This is a genomic window from Chloroflexus sp., from assembly GCF_034434295.1.
Taxonomy (GTDB): Bacteria; Chloroflexota; Chloroflexia; order Chloroflexales; family Chloroflexaceae; genus Chloroflexus.
Window position 1 is genome coordinate 1 of the sequence record NZ_DAOTZQ010000118.1, and the last position, 12,796, is coordinate 12,796.

The window sequence follows — 12,796 nt, forward strand, 5'->3', positions numbered from 1 at the left end:
TATCAAAAACGAACGTAGCACAGGCTTTTCGCCTGTGCTACGGTGCAGATATGGTGACACCGCTACTCGTTGCTCTGGTGAGTTTCGAGATAATTCAGCGCGTCAGCGACAGTCTGAATCTTTTCGGCCTCTTCATCCGAAATCTCAACACCGAACTCTTCTTCAATTGACATAATCAGTTCAACCAGATCGAGTGAGTCGGCGTTCAGGGCTTTGGTGAACGATGCCGAAGGTACAACCTGCTTTGGCTCGACACCGAGCTGATCGACAATAATCTTGCGCAGGCGCTCTTCCATCTCAGGCGAAGCCATACGAGTTACATTCCCTCCTTTCAAAGACGGCTATTCCTCAACAGTATCATCGCGGTCGGCCAGGTAGCGCGTTACCACCGTACCGAGCACGCCATTGACAAACCGGCTCGAATTGTCGCTGCCGAACTGTTTCGCCAGTTCGACCGCCTCGTTGATCACAGCTTTTATCGGTGTGCGCTCGACATCATCAATCAGGAGCTCGAAGAGGGCAATCCGTAGCACCGCCTTATCAACCCCCGGCATTTGTGCTACCGGCCAGTTTGGTGCTGCCTCTTCGATGATCCGATCCAGATACGAGCGATGCTCCCATGCGCCAAACACCAGTCGCCGGAGAAATTCAGCACTCTCCTGCGACATTGGTTCACCAGCGAGCCGGCGCTCGAGCACTTGATCAATCGCATGATCGGTTTCATCAACTTCAAAGAGGATCTGCAAGGCTACGATCCGTACCCGATGCCGCTGACTTGCCAATCTCGCCCTCCCCATACGCATCCCGTCATCGGTTTATACCGGGTTGAGAGTCTCTTTCCATTGGCGCAGCAGCTCTGCCACGTAACCGGTGTGAATACGACCTGCCCGGAATTCCGGATCGTCGATCAGCGCCAACTGGAACGGGATGGTTGTTTTAATACCAGTAATTACACACTCGTTGAGCGCCCGCCGCATGCGGTTGAGCGCTTCATCGCGTGTGTCGCCAACTGTAATAATTTTCGCCAGTAATGAGTCATAGGTTCCGGGTGGTGTGTACCCGGAATAGAGGTGGGAGTCGACTCGAACTCCAGGACCGCCAGGCGGTAAATAGAACTCAACTTCACCACTTGCCGGTAAAAAGTCACGCTCCGGGTCTTCGGCATTGATCCGACACTCGATTGCGTGCCGCGTTATTTTAATGTCTTCCTGGCGCAGCGTCAAGCGCTCGCCGCTAGCGATGAGTAACTGCCAGCGCACAAGGTCGACTCCGGTCACCTGTTCGGTGACGGGATGTTCGACCTGGATGCGGGTGTTCATTTCGATGAAGTAGTAGTTGCCGTCCTGATCGAGCAGGAATTCGAGCGTGCCGGCATTCACATAGCCAATTGACTTGATACCACGCACAGCATCGGCTCCCATCCGCTCGCGCAATTCAGGGGTGACTGCCGGTGACGGTGTCTCTTCAACGATTTTCTGATGGCGACGTTGGGCCGAGCAGTCGCGTTCGCCGAGGTGGATGGCATGACCGTACTGGTCGGCCAGAACCTGGATTTCGACGTGGCGCACGCGGGTGAGGTATTTTTCCAGCAACAGTGCACCATTTCCGAACGCTGCCTCGGCTTCGGCGCGCGCAGTGGGGAAGGCGCGCTGGAGATCGGCTTCGTCGTAAGCGACGCGCATGCCGCGACCGCCACCACCGCCAGAGGGCTTGAGCAGTACCGGATACCCGATCTGGCGGACGATATCGATGGCCTCTTCGAGCGAGCGAACTTCGCCATCAGAGCCAGGGACGGTCGGGACGCCGGCTTTGCGCATTGTTTCGCGCCCAATCGCCTTATCGCCCATCAGCCGGATCGGTTCGGGCGGCGGACCGATGAAGGTCAGTTTGCAATCGGCGCACATTTCAGCAAAGTAGGGGTTTTCGGAGAGAAAGCCATAGCCGGGATGGATTGCATCACACCCCGACACGAGGGCAGCGCTGATGAGGGCGGGAGCATTGAGGTACGACTTCGCTGCCGGTGGTGGACCGATACACACTGCCTCATCAGCCAGACGAACGGCCAGCGAGTCGCGGTCGGCAGTGCTATAGGCGGCTACCGTGCGAATGCCCAACTCCTGACAGGCCCGAATGATACGTACAGCAATTTCACCGCGGTTGGCTACTAATACTTTGCGAATCATCAGGACATCACCATTCCACCGTCGATAGTCAGCGTTTGACCGCTGATATATGCGCCGGCATCAGAGGCCAGGAAACAGACAAGTCCCGCAACTTCAGCCGGCTGGCCAAACCGACCGAGCGGGATAGTTGCCAGAATCGCCTTGCGCGCCTCTTCGTTGAGCGCCTCGGTCATCTCAGTTTCGATGAAGCCCGGCGCAATGGCGTTCACGGTAATCCCCCGACTCGCCATCTCGCGGGCTGTCGATTTGGTGAAGCCGAGAATACCGGCTTTTGCCGCAGCGTAATTGGCCTGACCAACGTTACCGGTCAATCCAACCACCGATGTAATGTTGATGATCCGACCAAAGCGCTGTTTGGTCATCGGGCGGAGAACAGCACGGGTGCAGAGAAAGACCCCGCGTAGATTGGTGGCGATCACCTCATCGAAATCACTCTCCTTCATACGGAGAAGCAAGGTATCGCGGGTAATGCCGGCATTGTTGACCAGAATGTCGATCCGACCAAACCGTTCAAGGGTGGTCTTGACCATTTGCTCTACATCTGCCGGTTGACTGACGTCACCCTGCACGGTGATGGCGGTGCCGCCGGCAGCAGTGATGGCGGCCACCGTCGCTTCGGCAGCCGCTGCGTTCCCGCGATAGTTGACGACCACAGCGGCACCGCTGCCGGCCAACCGCTCGGCCGTCGCCCGGCCAATCCCACGACTGCCACCGGTGACAATTGCGACTCGCCCACTCAAATCAAGCAGCATGTGTGTTACCCCTCTGCCATCGCAAATAACGTCTTCCCATCGATAATCAGCACATTGCGCCGGCCACTCGCCGCCTTGATTGTATCAGGCGTGAATTCGGTTGACGTAATCACTAATCCTTTCGGGATACCGGCCCGTTTCATGTCCTGCAACAGACTTTCCAGTGTACCTGGACGCACCTTGTCGGCAACCGATAAGCGCAGCAAGTAAGTTACCCCCTCGTAGGTCAGCTCAAGATCGAGATGCTTATCTTTGTCGATGAAGCGATAGTCTTTGAACTCGAAGCCCTTTTTGCGGAAGAGATTCAGCACATACGAACCGAATTGAGGCAGCGAGAGACCCTGCAGGTCTTCGAGGGTGCGCACCACGCCTGGACGTTCGAGACGACCGCCGCGCTCGGCAATCTCTCTCTGCAACTGCCGGTTGCGCTCTTCGGCACGGCCAGACATCACCGTTCCGAAAGCGGGAAACGGGATCAATGCGAATGCTGAAAAGATAAAATAGATGGAAATGAGGTCAAGCAGGGTTGCCGGTGCGGGTGGCTGGTCAGGATCGAGCTGAATAACCGGCATCGGCGCCATCCCGGCTTCACCAACCAGGCCGTAGCCGGTCATAATCGCCAGGCCGAAGAGGAAGGTTAGCAGGCCGAGGGCCAGGCCGTTGGCCAGGTACTCACCGCGTACCTTGCGTCCCAGATAGATACCGGCCATCACCGGTACAACACCGGCCAGAATCTGCAAGATATTGTTGGCCAGGAACAGCGAACACCAGGCGATAGCGGTCAGAATACTGACCAACAAGACTTGCGTCCATTCGATGGATCGTATCGAATGAGCAATACGCTGGAGCAATGATGGGTTGACTTCCTGTTCAGACACCGGCTGGGGTGTCGTTTCGACGCTCATACTCATGAGTCCTCTGCTGGTTTTGGCGAGAGGTGACCATTGCGGACACCTTCTCGATCAAGGAGTTCATCAACAGCTTCGCGCAACTTGCCAATGTCGGTAAACGCACGGTAGACTGAAGCGAAGCGGATATAGGCTACTTCATCGAGATCGCGCAAGCGCTGCATCACCGCGTCACCAATTGCCTGCGAACTGATTTCGTGTTCGTCGGTGTTCATGATAGCGGTTTCGACATCATTGACCAGTTGTTCGATGGCCGCCGCCGAGACCGGGCGACGGTAGCAGGCGGTGCGCACACCGCGCGCAATCTTTTCGCGGTCATACGGTTCACGGGTGCCATCTTTTTTGACGACCATTAGGCTGACCGACTCGATACGTTCGTAGGTGGTGAAGCGGCGACTGCAGGCACGGCAGCGGCGACGGCGACGGATCACCTCGCCGTCGTACAGTTTGCGCGTATCGATAACATCGGTCTCGACAAAATGGCAAAACGGGCACCGCATGCGTGTAGCCTATCCCTCACTTCTTGCTATGTGGCATTATAGCACAGGCTCATGTTGCTCTGATCTGCACCTCGCGGCCAAAGCTGCGTTTTAACAGGCCGCTGCGGCGTGAGGCTTCCCAAATTTCGACGTGGGCATCACCGTCGGCAATCACATCAATCACGATCTCTTCGCCGATCTGGACGCGCACATCACGCACGATCTGGCTCTTGCTCCGTTCCAGGTATTCGGCAAGGCGGAGCATGGCGCTCAGACGGGCGATGCGTGTTTCGTCGTCGGTGGCGAGAATGGGGGCGTAGGCGGTCAGATCGCCCCATCCTTTGCGATGGTTGCGTACCAGGCTGGCGATGATCACGATTTCGCGATGGCTGAAGCCGAGCAGGGTGGCATTGTGAATGAGATACTCGCCGTGCTTGTGATGGTCGTAGTAGCCGACGCTGATGCCAATATCGTGCAGGATCGCAGCGTAGCCGAGCAGTTCGCGTTCCCAGGCGCCATACCCGTGCAGGGGTGCCAACTGGTCGAACAGCGACAGGCTGAGGTGAGCGACGCGAGCGCAGTGTTCCGGTTCGTAATGGGTCAGCCGGGCCAGATTGAGCACACTGAACTGTCGTGGTTCGCTCAGCAGGGGCTGCGGTTGATCGGCCAGAAAGTGCTGGTAGAAGATGCCTTCGCGCACGCCCTGACCGCTGACCAGCAGGTACGGGAAGTTGCCGCGATCCATCAGAGCCGCGATAATCACGGCACCGGCCAGTGTTACATCGGCCCGTTCTTCCTTCATACCGGGAATTTGCAATCGTTCGCGACGGGAACGGCGGGCGAGTTCTTCGGTAATACGCTCTACCGCCTCGCGGGTGAGCTGATAGCCGTGGACTCGTTCAAGCGGGTAGGCACGCTGTTTCTGATCGATGCGGGCCAACTGGCGTACCGTCCCACCGATCCCACCCAAACGGCCATTGCTTAGATCGGGCAGCCAGTCGAGGGGAGCGAAGGCATCACGCGCAGCCGCACGCAGCCGCCGCAGATCGGTGCGACTGATCGAATCGCTCTGTACGAACTGCTCGGTGAAGCGCACCACGCCGGCCTGCACCGAAAAACTCCGCGTCAGTGCCCGGTCAGCCACCGCCATTACCTGGGTCGAACCACCGCCGGTATCAAAGAGTGCACCATGCTGGATCGGCAAGGCATTGATCGCACCGAGGTAGCCGAAATACGCCTCTTCTTCGGCAGAGATAATGCGCAGATCGAGCGGGGTCGCAGTGCGCAACGCTGCCCAGAAATCAGTCTGGTTCGCCGCTTCGCGGATGGCACTGGTGCCGACCGCAATCACGTGATCAACGCCGGTTGAGACACAGAGCGAATAGAACATGCGCAGGGCTTCAACGGCGCGCCGAATCGGTGCCGGTTGCAGCATGCGAGAGGGGCCAATGCCCTCGGCCAGACGGACAGTCTCGCTCACTTCGTCGGTCAGGCGAAAACAGCGCCCCGGTTCATACGCCATCACAATCAGACGAGTGGTATTGGAACCGAGATCGATCACACCAAGTTTTTGCATAGGATTGATCCTGTGAGTGTTGTCATATCAAGGATAAGTATACACGAAACTGCTGGTGGTAAAGGGCGAGGAGAGTGTCACTAGAGCGATACTGCTGGCAGTGTTCAACTGAGGCGGAACATACGTCCTGGAGATGCCTGATGCCCTGACCAGCACCTGCGCACCTCTGTGTTCTCTGTGCCGCTGTGATTGTATGAACGCAACTATGGCGTTGATTGAGTCATCCACTTCCCACACCGAGCCAGGTCAGCAGCATCATGCCGGCACTGCCAACAAGCTGACCGATACTCCAGAAGCCGAGGCTATTCCAGGCGGTGGGATCGGCCCAGGCGTTGCGGCGAAGACGTGCGATCAGCCATAGCCCGATTGGTGCAGTGGCGAGCGGTGCTGCGGCAACAAGTGGTGGTAGGCCAGCGAAGGACAGCAGTGGCAGGCTGATCAGCGCCGCACCGATGGCGTAGCTTTGCCATTGCGCTGCCCGTCGGGGGCCGAAGATCACGGCCAGCGTGCGTTTGCCGACCGCTCGATCACCGGCGACATCGGGCAGACTGACGGCAATCAGCATCGCGAACTGGAGCAAGCAGAGCGGGATGACGGATAAGAGGATAGACAGGCGGAGCGTACCGGTTTGTAAACTGAAGCCGACCAGAGCGGTTCCGCCCGGCACCAGCAACGCCCCAACCACTTCGCCCCAGCCGCGCCGATGCAGGTAGAGTGGCGGGCCGCTGTAGACCCAGGCCAGAGCGATGGCAAGGGCGAACAGCGTGCCGGACAGGAGTGGTTGGGGTGCCGAGAGGGTGCTGAGCGTAGCCAGCAACAGGGCGATACACCCCCAGCCAATGGCGGCGATCAGCGCTGCATGCGCCGGCAGATGACCCTCTGGCAAGACCCGGCTCCCGCCCGACCAGTTGGTTGGGGTAGGATTGGCCCGGTCGGCCTCGTGGTCGAAGTAATCGTTGCTGTAGTGGTTCATCAACTGCGCACTCAGGGTGGCCGCCAGACCGAGAAATGCCAGACCGGGGTCGGTGATGGGAATACCAGCAGCAGCGACGCCCACCCCGTAGAAGATCGCGCCACCGATGAGATGCAGGGGGCGGCCAAGCCGGATCAGCGCCAGGATCGGGTGAAGCCATCTCATCATCAGAGGGTATACGTCAGACGGTAAATGCTAAGCAGGGCAAATTCGGTATAAAAAATACCCCACAGAAACATGTAAAAACTGGCAATCGATTGCTGCTGTTGCAGATCAACGCGCATACTGACCAGCCAGAAAACGATGATAACGACCGCATGACTGAGAGCCAGAAACGCGGCGGCAAAGGCCGGCAGCGACGAGAGGCCAACGGCAATCGGAAGCAGATAACAGGCGGTGAGCAAGACTCTGCCCAGGTGCAGCACCCGCTGCGGGCCGAGTCGCGTGGTCAGGGTCTCGATCTGATACAACCGATCACCGCGATCATCGGGCAGGTCTCTGTAGAGCGCAATCACCATAGCGAAACCGAAAAAGAAGATTGCCATCAGGATCAGGGTCGTGATCGGCAATTCGCTATCTAACCAGTACTGATAGTGGAAGGCCAGGCCGAGATTGGCAATGACTCCGCGGGCACCGGCAATACTGAGGGCCGCAGCGAGGGGGTGACGCTTCAAGCGCAGTGGGGGGAGCGAATAGAGAGAACCGATCAGCGCGATGATACTCACCGTCCACCAGAGCGGTGGGCCGAGCATAGCCGCACCGGTCAGGGCAACAAACAGGGCAATGCTAACAATACGTTGCGCAGCATCCGATGAAAGCCGACCGGCAGCAACCGGTAGCCATGGCTTGTTGATCCGATCAATCGCCACATCGGTCAGTTGATTCACACCGACCACGTAGAGATTGAGTGCCAGACAGACAACGAGCGTCACCCCGACCAATCCCACCAGTTCGAGCGTTGGAGGGTGCCAGCCGATCACGATGATCAGCATTGTCAAAACCTGAACGCTGGTAGCAATGACAGTGTGGGGACGAGCGAATTCGATGAGCAGGTGTAGCTGTTTGCGCATGCGAGAACCGTCGTGTTCGTTCAGTTGCAAACCGAACGAATAATGTTTTAGATAAAAACTTGAAATCTAAAGATTCGGCTATCTCTATCATACGCTGAAGAAGAAACATCGTCAATAGAGAGTAGAAGGGGCGAGCGATCGATGAGCCTGGTCACTTCATTACCAGACGCCTATCGTTTGTCCAAGATACCCTTGCTGAACTGCGCAGGGATCGCCATCGTCTTTTTAGGACCTATTTCAAAAACATCTACCAGAAGTTATCCTAACTCAAGTTACCACTTATTGCTGTGAGCAGACCAAGGAGGATGACTGCCAGGATGAACAGCACGACCTTGCCCTCTACCCTGTATGGCGTAACCGCATGCACGATGTGGGGAGCAGCCAGTCCCCACGGACGTGCTCCGTCACGCCTCATGGTAGCAACCCGAGTTGTACACATCCTCTGTGCCCTCCGTGTCTTTGTGGTGACAAAGGTTGCAACTTGGGTCATCTTATTTCATTCCTGACCAACCCCATGACCGTAACGAGCACATTCAGCCTCACGGTGACCAGTAGGGTCACTGACAAACCTCGCACCGGATCGTGAGCATGGCTGGTGTGGCAGCATGGCTGCCGCACTCCATGCTACACGAGACGCACATACCAAGCAGGCAAGACAACTAATCCGGCACGTAATGGTATCGGATGGTCGTCGGCCCTCCTCGCTGCTCTACCGGCAGCCTGGGAGCAGGATTATTTGTTGTCGTTGGCGATTGGCAAACGTTCATACGCTTGTATGACCATCTAGTAACACAACAGCACAGTTTCTTGAAACATAATATATAGTATCATTGATAGCACATGCTCAGTATTGTGCTTTGTCTACTACCAGGATGCTGAAGCTCCGATCCAACGGTTAGCTTGATCGGTAAGGATGGTACACTTGATGAAAGTGGACAAAGTGTTCGTACCAATAGCGACCACTTTTTCGAGTGTAGACCAGAATATAGAGACTGACGGATGGTATTCCAGAGACGATTGGTGAGTTTCTTTTCCGGCATTTTTACGCTCATTTTGACAAGTGTTTCCGCCGGAGTATAATTATAGCAGAGTATAAAAACAACTTGTGTGGCCGGCAGCAAATAAGGTTAGCAATTTGCCCAAGATAATAGCCAAGATTCAAGATAATCACAAGCCAGAAAGACTTTTTGAATTGTAATGAAATAAATCGTTAGATGAGAAGTATATAGTGGAGTATTCTTAAGTGAGCAATTCATCTAATCGCCGCAAGCGTTTTGCTGATTATAAGACTGACGCACACAATTGGATTACTCTTTCTACTAATGAGTATTATCCTGACATCTTGCCCTACGCTTGTGAACTTTACAAACCCGTATTAGTTCTGTTTGGTCAACTTATCAAGAGTTCAGAGTCGTCGGAGCGACTTCTCCAGCAAATTAGTGAGATCAGGCAAACCTGGATGCGAGTTCAACTTCTGAGAGTCTTTCGTAGATATGTGAGTCCATCCACACCCGTAGAGATGACGAAAAGGAAAACAAGTATACCAGAGATCATTAAGACATTTGGAGGCCAGTTTAGGCCAATCCAGGAAGTACAGGAAGCCTACAATTCCAGACCATTGCCAGACGAAGCGTTATGTGCGATTCTATGGGAGTATAGGGATCGTGGCAGGAAGGGCTATGATCTCACAGAGCGTTTCTTTGAAATGGTTCGCACTCGATTACCGAATTTGACAATTCAGGGACCAGAGAGAGCTGGTAAAGATATCCTGATGGGATCGATTTTCTTCGATTACCCAAACCCAAATCGTCCAGTCGATTTTGCAATCTATGGTAACACGAATGATGTGTTGGCGATTGGGTTGGCCCGATACGATTCTGATCGAGGTGGTGCGCAAGAAGACGATCGACCTGGACAATACCAAAGTGTCATTGCTGAAATTCTTGGTTATACACAGGCGCACAATTTAGGTACCAAAATTATCCTCCTTAATGATGGACCTGGTTTATTGTTAGGCTCGATGTGGGATGATTATGTCAGACTTGAAGAAAGATACCCTGACAAAGTAATGGTATTGACGTTACGAATGGTTCCAGAACGTCTCACCCTTGAATGGCTTCGATCTGAGTAAAGGAATTACACAATGTCGACTGGTGTTCCCAGTACAAAATGGAACGGTAATGGCTCTCTGTGCCAGACAAAATCACAAAATACTTCTCTGGAAGTATCACTACACTATGAGGGAAAGCGTGACGAGAAGGAAATTCTCGCTACTCGACCGGCTGAAATTCGTTCGATCTGGACAGGGGAAGACCCTCAGAATATTCTTTATTACGGAGATAACTTCTACATTCTACCATTACTTCTGCAAGACCAATCACTACATGGCAAAGTGCGGCTCATTTACATTGATCCCCCTTTCGCCACAGGAAGTGTTTACCAGTCTCGCTCCCAAAAAGACGCATATCAAGACTTACTTGCAGGCGCTCATTACATTGAATTTCTGCGTGAGCGTCTCATCTTTCTCCGGGAGTTACTTGCTGATGATGGTTCAATCTACGTGCATCTTGATGAACATATGGCATTTCATATTAAAGTCATTATGGATGAAATTTTTGGCAGAGCAAACTTTCGTAACTGGATAACGAGAAAGAAATGTAACCCTAAAAACTATACACGGAGAACCTACGGTAACATATCTGATTACATTCTGTTCTATACAAAGTCAAACAACTACGTTTGGAACCGCCCTTTGCAAGCATGGACAGAGGAGGCTGCACGTAAAGAATATCAATACGTGGAAGAGGGAACAGGACGCAGGTACAAAAAAGTTCCTCTTCATGCCCCTGGAGTTCGTAATGGCGAGACTGGCAAACCCTGGCGTGGCATGCTACCGCCACCCGGTAAACACTGGCAATTTACCCCACAGACTCTTGATGAGATGGATGCACGAGGGGAGATTTATTGGTCGCCAAATGGAAATCCGCGCAGAAAAATATACCTGGACGAAAGTGAGGGTGTGCCGGTTCAAGATATATGGTTAGATTTCAAGGATGCCCATAATCAAAATATCAAGATTACCGGATATCCCACAGAGAAGAATCCTGATTTACTGACATTGATTATCCGTGCTTCATCTAATGAAGGTGATATTGTGCTTGATTGTTTTTCTGGATCGGGAACTACATTGGAAGTAGCATCACAGTTGGGGAGACAATGGATTGGCATAGATAACAGTCCAGAGGCAATTAGAACTACGTTGTACCGTTTTGCTCATGGCACCGAACCTATGGGTGATTTTGTTGGTACTCGTAATCTGAAGCGAAGAACCAAACAACAAACTCTACATTTGTTTCGGATAACTAACTTCGCTCTTTATGCAGCAGAACCTTACATGGGAGAAATAGATCAAATTGTTACCGAATGGGAGCAATGGATCAAGTAGCTTCAATATGTACTATTGACATCTGTACATCTTGAGTACAGATGGGATACAGGAGTAAGCTGGCGTGTAACTATTGATCTGCCTGAATACCCAAAGTAACATGAATTGTTCCTGCGCTTCATTAGACGGTTGTTCTGTTCCTGCTAACTGAGAGGTCTGGTATCAGATATGCCTGAAAACTAGAACCTTTTTTCAAAAACATTTACGAGAAGTTATCTCATTCATTCCTGACCAACCCCATGACCGTAACGAGCATATTTAACCTTCCCGTGACCAGTAGGGTCAACGGCAAACACACACCGGATCGTGAGCATGGCTGGTGTGGCAGCATGGCTGCCGCACTCCATGCTACACAAGACGCACATACCAAGCGGGCAAGACAACTAATCCGTCACGTAATGGCATCGGATGGTCGTCGATCCTCCTCGCTGCTCTACCGGCAGCCTGGGAGCAGGATTATTTGTTGTCGTTGGCGATTGGCAAACGTTTATGCGACTGGACGACAGTCTGAGTGCAGACCGCACAGCTTTTTAAGTTCTAGAACCTATTTCAAAAATATCTGCTGGTGCGAGCATAGCGGTATGAGCAGCCATGACCTCACCGATGACCAATGGGCGGTGATCGAACCGCGCATCCCGAAACAACAGCGCACGCGGGGTCGTCCGCGCACTGACGACCGCCGGACACGGAATGGTATGGTGGCTGTGCTCCCCACGGGCTGTGCCTGGGCAGACCTGCCAACGGAGAACGAGTCCCCCAGCACTTGCTGGCGACGATGGCCCGCGTGGTCGCACGATGGAACGTGGGAGCGCAGTTGGCGCACCCGCCTGCGCCGCCGCGATACCGACGGCACGCTGGCATGGGCACGTGCGGTGCTGGACGGCAGCGTCGTTCCAGCGAAACAAGGGGTACTGGCGGAGGCACAACGACGGTCGGCAACGGCTCCAAGGTGATGGTCGTGGTCGATGGCACCGGCGTGCCTATCGGCCTGCACGTGGCGAGCGCACACCCGCACGAACGCACCCTGGCTGACGCGACGGTGCGGACCATGCGGGTGCCACGCAACCGCGGTCGGCCCAGCCCGCGACCAACCGACGTGGTGGCGGATACCGCCGATGACCGGGCAGCGTTGCGCAACGACCTGCGTCGGCGTGGGATCACACCCACCGTTCCACCGCGTGAGCGGCGCACCTGTCAGCAGCCCAAGCGCGGGCGTCCGCTGCGTGCCGGCGCACGCTATCAACACCGCTGGAAGGGTGCGCGGTGCGTCGCGTGGATGGACACGTACCGTCGGTTGGTGGTGCGCTCTGACCGTCATCTGCATCGCTCTCGTGCGTTGTGTCTCGTCGCTATCATGTTGTGGTGCGTTGACCGAATGGTGAAATGAGTTCTACCTTATTGCACCGAGTT

The 12,796-nt window shown here is 54.5% G+C and carries 13 protein-coding genes; 4 read left to right on the plus strand and 9 right to left on the minus strand.

Annotated elements, in window-relative coordinates:
• Positions 1-62: 62 nt before the first annotated feature.
• The 9 genes from VAE57_RS15950 to VAE57_RS15990 all read right to left on the minus strand — a co-directional run bounded on the left by VAE57_RS15950 (position 63) and on the right by VAE57_RS15990 (position 7,941).
• Positions 63-311: an acyl carrier protein gene (locus tag VAE57_RS15950; protein WP_322822848.1), complete on the minus strand. Its 249-nt coding sequence runs from the start codon at positions 309-311 to the stop codon at positions 63-65.
• Positions 312-341: 30 nt separating this feature from the next.
• The gene (gene nusB, locus VAE57_RS15955; RefSeq protein ID WP_322822849.1) at positions 342-797 is read right to left on the minus strand and encodes a transcription antitermination factor NusB; all 456 of its coding nucleotides are present in this window, start codon (positions 795-797) and stop codon (positions 342-344) included.
• 18 nt (positions 798-815) lie between these two features.
• Positions 816-2,183: an acetyl-CoA carboxylase biotin carboxylase subunit gene (gene accC, locus VAE57_RS15960; protein ID WP_322822850.1), complete on the minus strand. Its 1,368-nt coding sequence runs from the start codon at positions 2,181-2,183 to the stop codon at positions 816-818.
• A complete protein-coding gene (fabG, locus tag VAE57_RS15965; protein WP_322822851.1) occupies positions 2,183-2,935 on the minus strand; it encodes a 3-oxoacyl-[acyl-carrier-protein] reductase in 753 nt (250 codons plus the stop codon). The genes accC and fabG overlap by 1 nt, the downstream gene beginning before the upstream one ends.
• 5 nt (positions 2,936-2,940) lie before the next feature.
• The gene (locus tag VAE57_RS15970; RefSeq protein ID WP_322822852.1) at positions 2,941-3,840 is read right to left on the minus strand and encodes a restriction endonuclease; all 900 of its coding nucleotides are present in this window, start codon (positions 3,838-3,840) and stop codon (positions 2,941-2,943) included.
• Positions 3,841-3,842: 2 nt separating this feature from the next.
• Positions 3,843-4,343, minus strand: coding sequence for a transcriptional regulator NrdR (gene nrdR / locus VAE57_RS15975; RefSeq protein ID WP_322822853.1), 501 nt, complete (start codon positions 4,341-4,343; stop codon positions 3,843-3,845).
• Positions 4,344-4,392: 49 nt separating this feature from the next.
• Positions 4,393-5,898 (minus strand): Ppx/GppA phosphatase family protein, encoded by a 1,506-nt coding sequence (locus VAE57_RS15980; RefSeq protein ID WP_322822854.1) that lies wholly within the window; start codon positions 5,896-5,898, stop codon positions 4,393-4,395.
• A gap of 220 nt (positions 5,899-6,118) precedes the next feature.
• A complete protein-coding gene (locus tag VAE57_RS15985; protein ID WP_322822855.1) occupies positions 6,119-7,039 on the minus strand; it encodes a prenyltransferase in 921 nt (306 codons plus the stop codon).
• On the minus strand, positions 7,039-7,941 hold the full coding sequence (locus VAE57_RS15990) for a homogentisate phytyltransferase (RefSeq protein ID WP_322822856.1): 903 nt from the start codon (positions 7,939-7,941) through the stop codon (positions 7,039-7,041). Before VAE57_RS15990 ends, VAE57_RS15985 begins: the two co-directional genes overlap by 1 nt.
• Before the next feature lie 1,243 nt (positions 7,942-9,184).
• On the opposite strand from VAE57_RS15990, the gene VAE57_RS15995 reads away from it, so the two are divergent.
• From VAE57_RS15995 to VAE57_RS16010, 4 genes are all read left to right on the plus strand, one after another.
• A complete protein-coding gene (locus VAE57_RS15995; protein WP_322822857.1) occupies positions 9,185-10,072 on the plus strand; it encodes a bstEII in 888 nt (295 codons plus the stop codon).
• A gap of 12 nt (positions 10,073-10,084) precedes the next feature.
• Positions 10,085-11,386 (plus strand): site-specific DNA-methyltransferase, encoded by a 1,302-nt coding sequence (locus VAE57_RS16000; RefSeq protein WP_322822858.1) that lies wholly within the window; start codon positions 10,085-10,087, stop codon positions 11,384-11,386.
• A gap of 581 nt (positions 11,387-11,967) precedes the next feature.
• Positions 11,968-12,339, plus strand: coding sequence for a transposase (locus VAE57_RS16005; RefSeq protein WP_322822859.1), 372 nt, complete (start codon positions 11,968-11,970; stop codon positions 12,337-12,339).
• Entirely contained in the window at positions 12,339-12,773 is a 435-nt protein-coding gene (locus VAE57_RS16010; protein ID WP_322822860.1) for a transposase, read from the plus strand. Before VAE57_RS16005 ends, VAE57_RS16010 begins: the two co-directional genes overlap by 1 nt.
• The last annotated feature ends 23 nt before the right edge of the window (positions 12,774-12,796 follow it).

Excerpts from the sequence above, each read along its gene's own strand:
- VAE57_RS15950 (WP_322822848.1), bottom strand. The coding sequence starts at position 311 with ATGGCTTCGCCTGAGATGGAAGAGCGCCTGCGCAAGATTATTGTCGAT.
- nusB (WP_322822849.1), bottom strand. The coding sequence starts at position 797 with ATGGGGAGGGCGAGATTGGCAAGTCAGCGGCATCGGGTACGGATCGTA.
- accC (WP_322822850.1), bottom strand. The coding sequence starts at position 2,183 with ATGATTCGCAAAGTATTAGTAGCCAACCGCGGTGAAATTGCTGTACGT.
- fabG (WP_322822851.1), bottom strand. The coding sequence starts at position 2,935 with ATGCTGCTTGATTTGAGTGGGCGAGTCGCAATTGTCACCGGTGGCAGT.
- VAE57_RS15970 (WP_322822852.1), bottom strand. The coding sequence starts at position 3,840 with ATGAGCGTCGAAACGACACCCCAGCCGGTGTCTGAACAGGAAGTCAAC.
- nrdR (WP_322822853.1), bottom strand. The coding sequence starts at position 4,343 with ATGCGGTGCCCGTTTTGCCATTTTGTCGAGACCGATGTTATCGATACG.
- VAE57_RS15980 (WP_322822854.1), bottom strand. The coding sequence starts at position 5,898 with ATGCAAAAACTTGGTGTGATCGATCTCGGTTCCAATACCACTCGTCTG.
- VAE57_RS15985 (WP_322822855.1), bottom strand. The coding sequence starts at position 7,039 with ATGATGAGATGGCTTCACCCGATCCTGGCGCTGATCCGGCTTGGCCGC.
- VAE57_RS15990 (WP_322822856.1), bottom strand. The coding sequence starts at position 7,941 with ATGCGCAAACAGCTACACCTGCTCATCGAATTCGCTCGTCCCCACACT.
- VAE57_RS16000 (WP_322822858.1), top strand. The coding sequence starts at position 10,085 with ATGTCGACTGGTGTTCCCAGTACAAAATGGAACGGTAATGGCTCTCTG.
- VAE57_RS16005 (WP_322822859.1), top strand. The coding sequence starts at position 11,968 with ATGAGCAGCCATGACCTCACCGATGACCAATGGGCGGTGATCGAACCG.
- VAE57_RS16010 (WP_322822860.1), top strand. The coding sequence starts at position 12,339 with ATGGTCGTGGTCGATGGCACCGGCGTGCCTATCGGCCTGCACGTGGCG.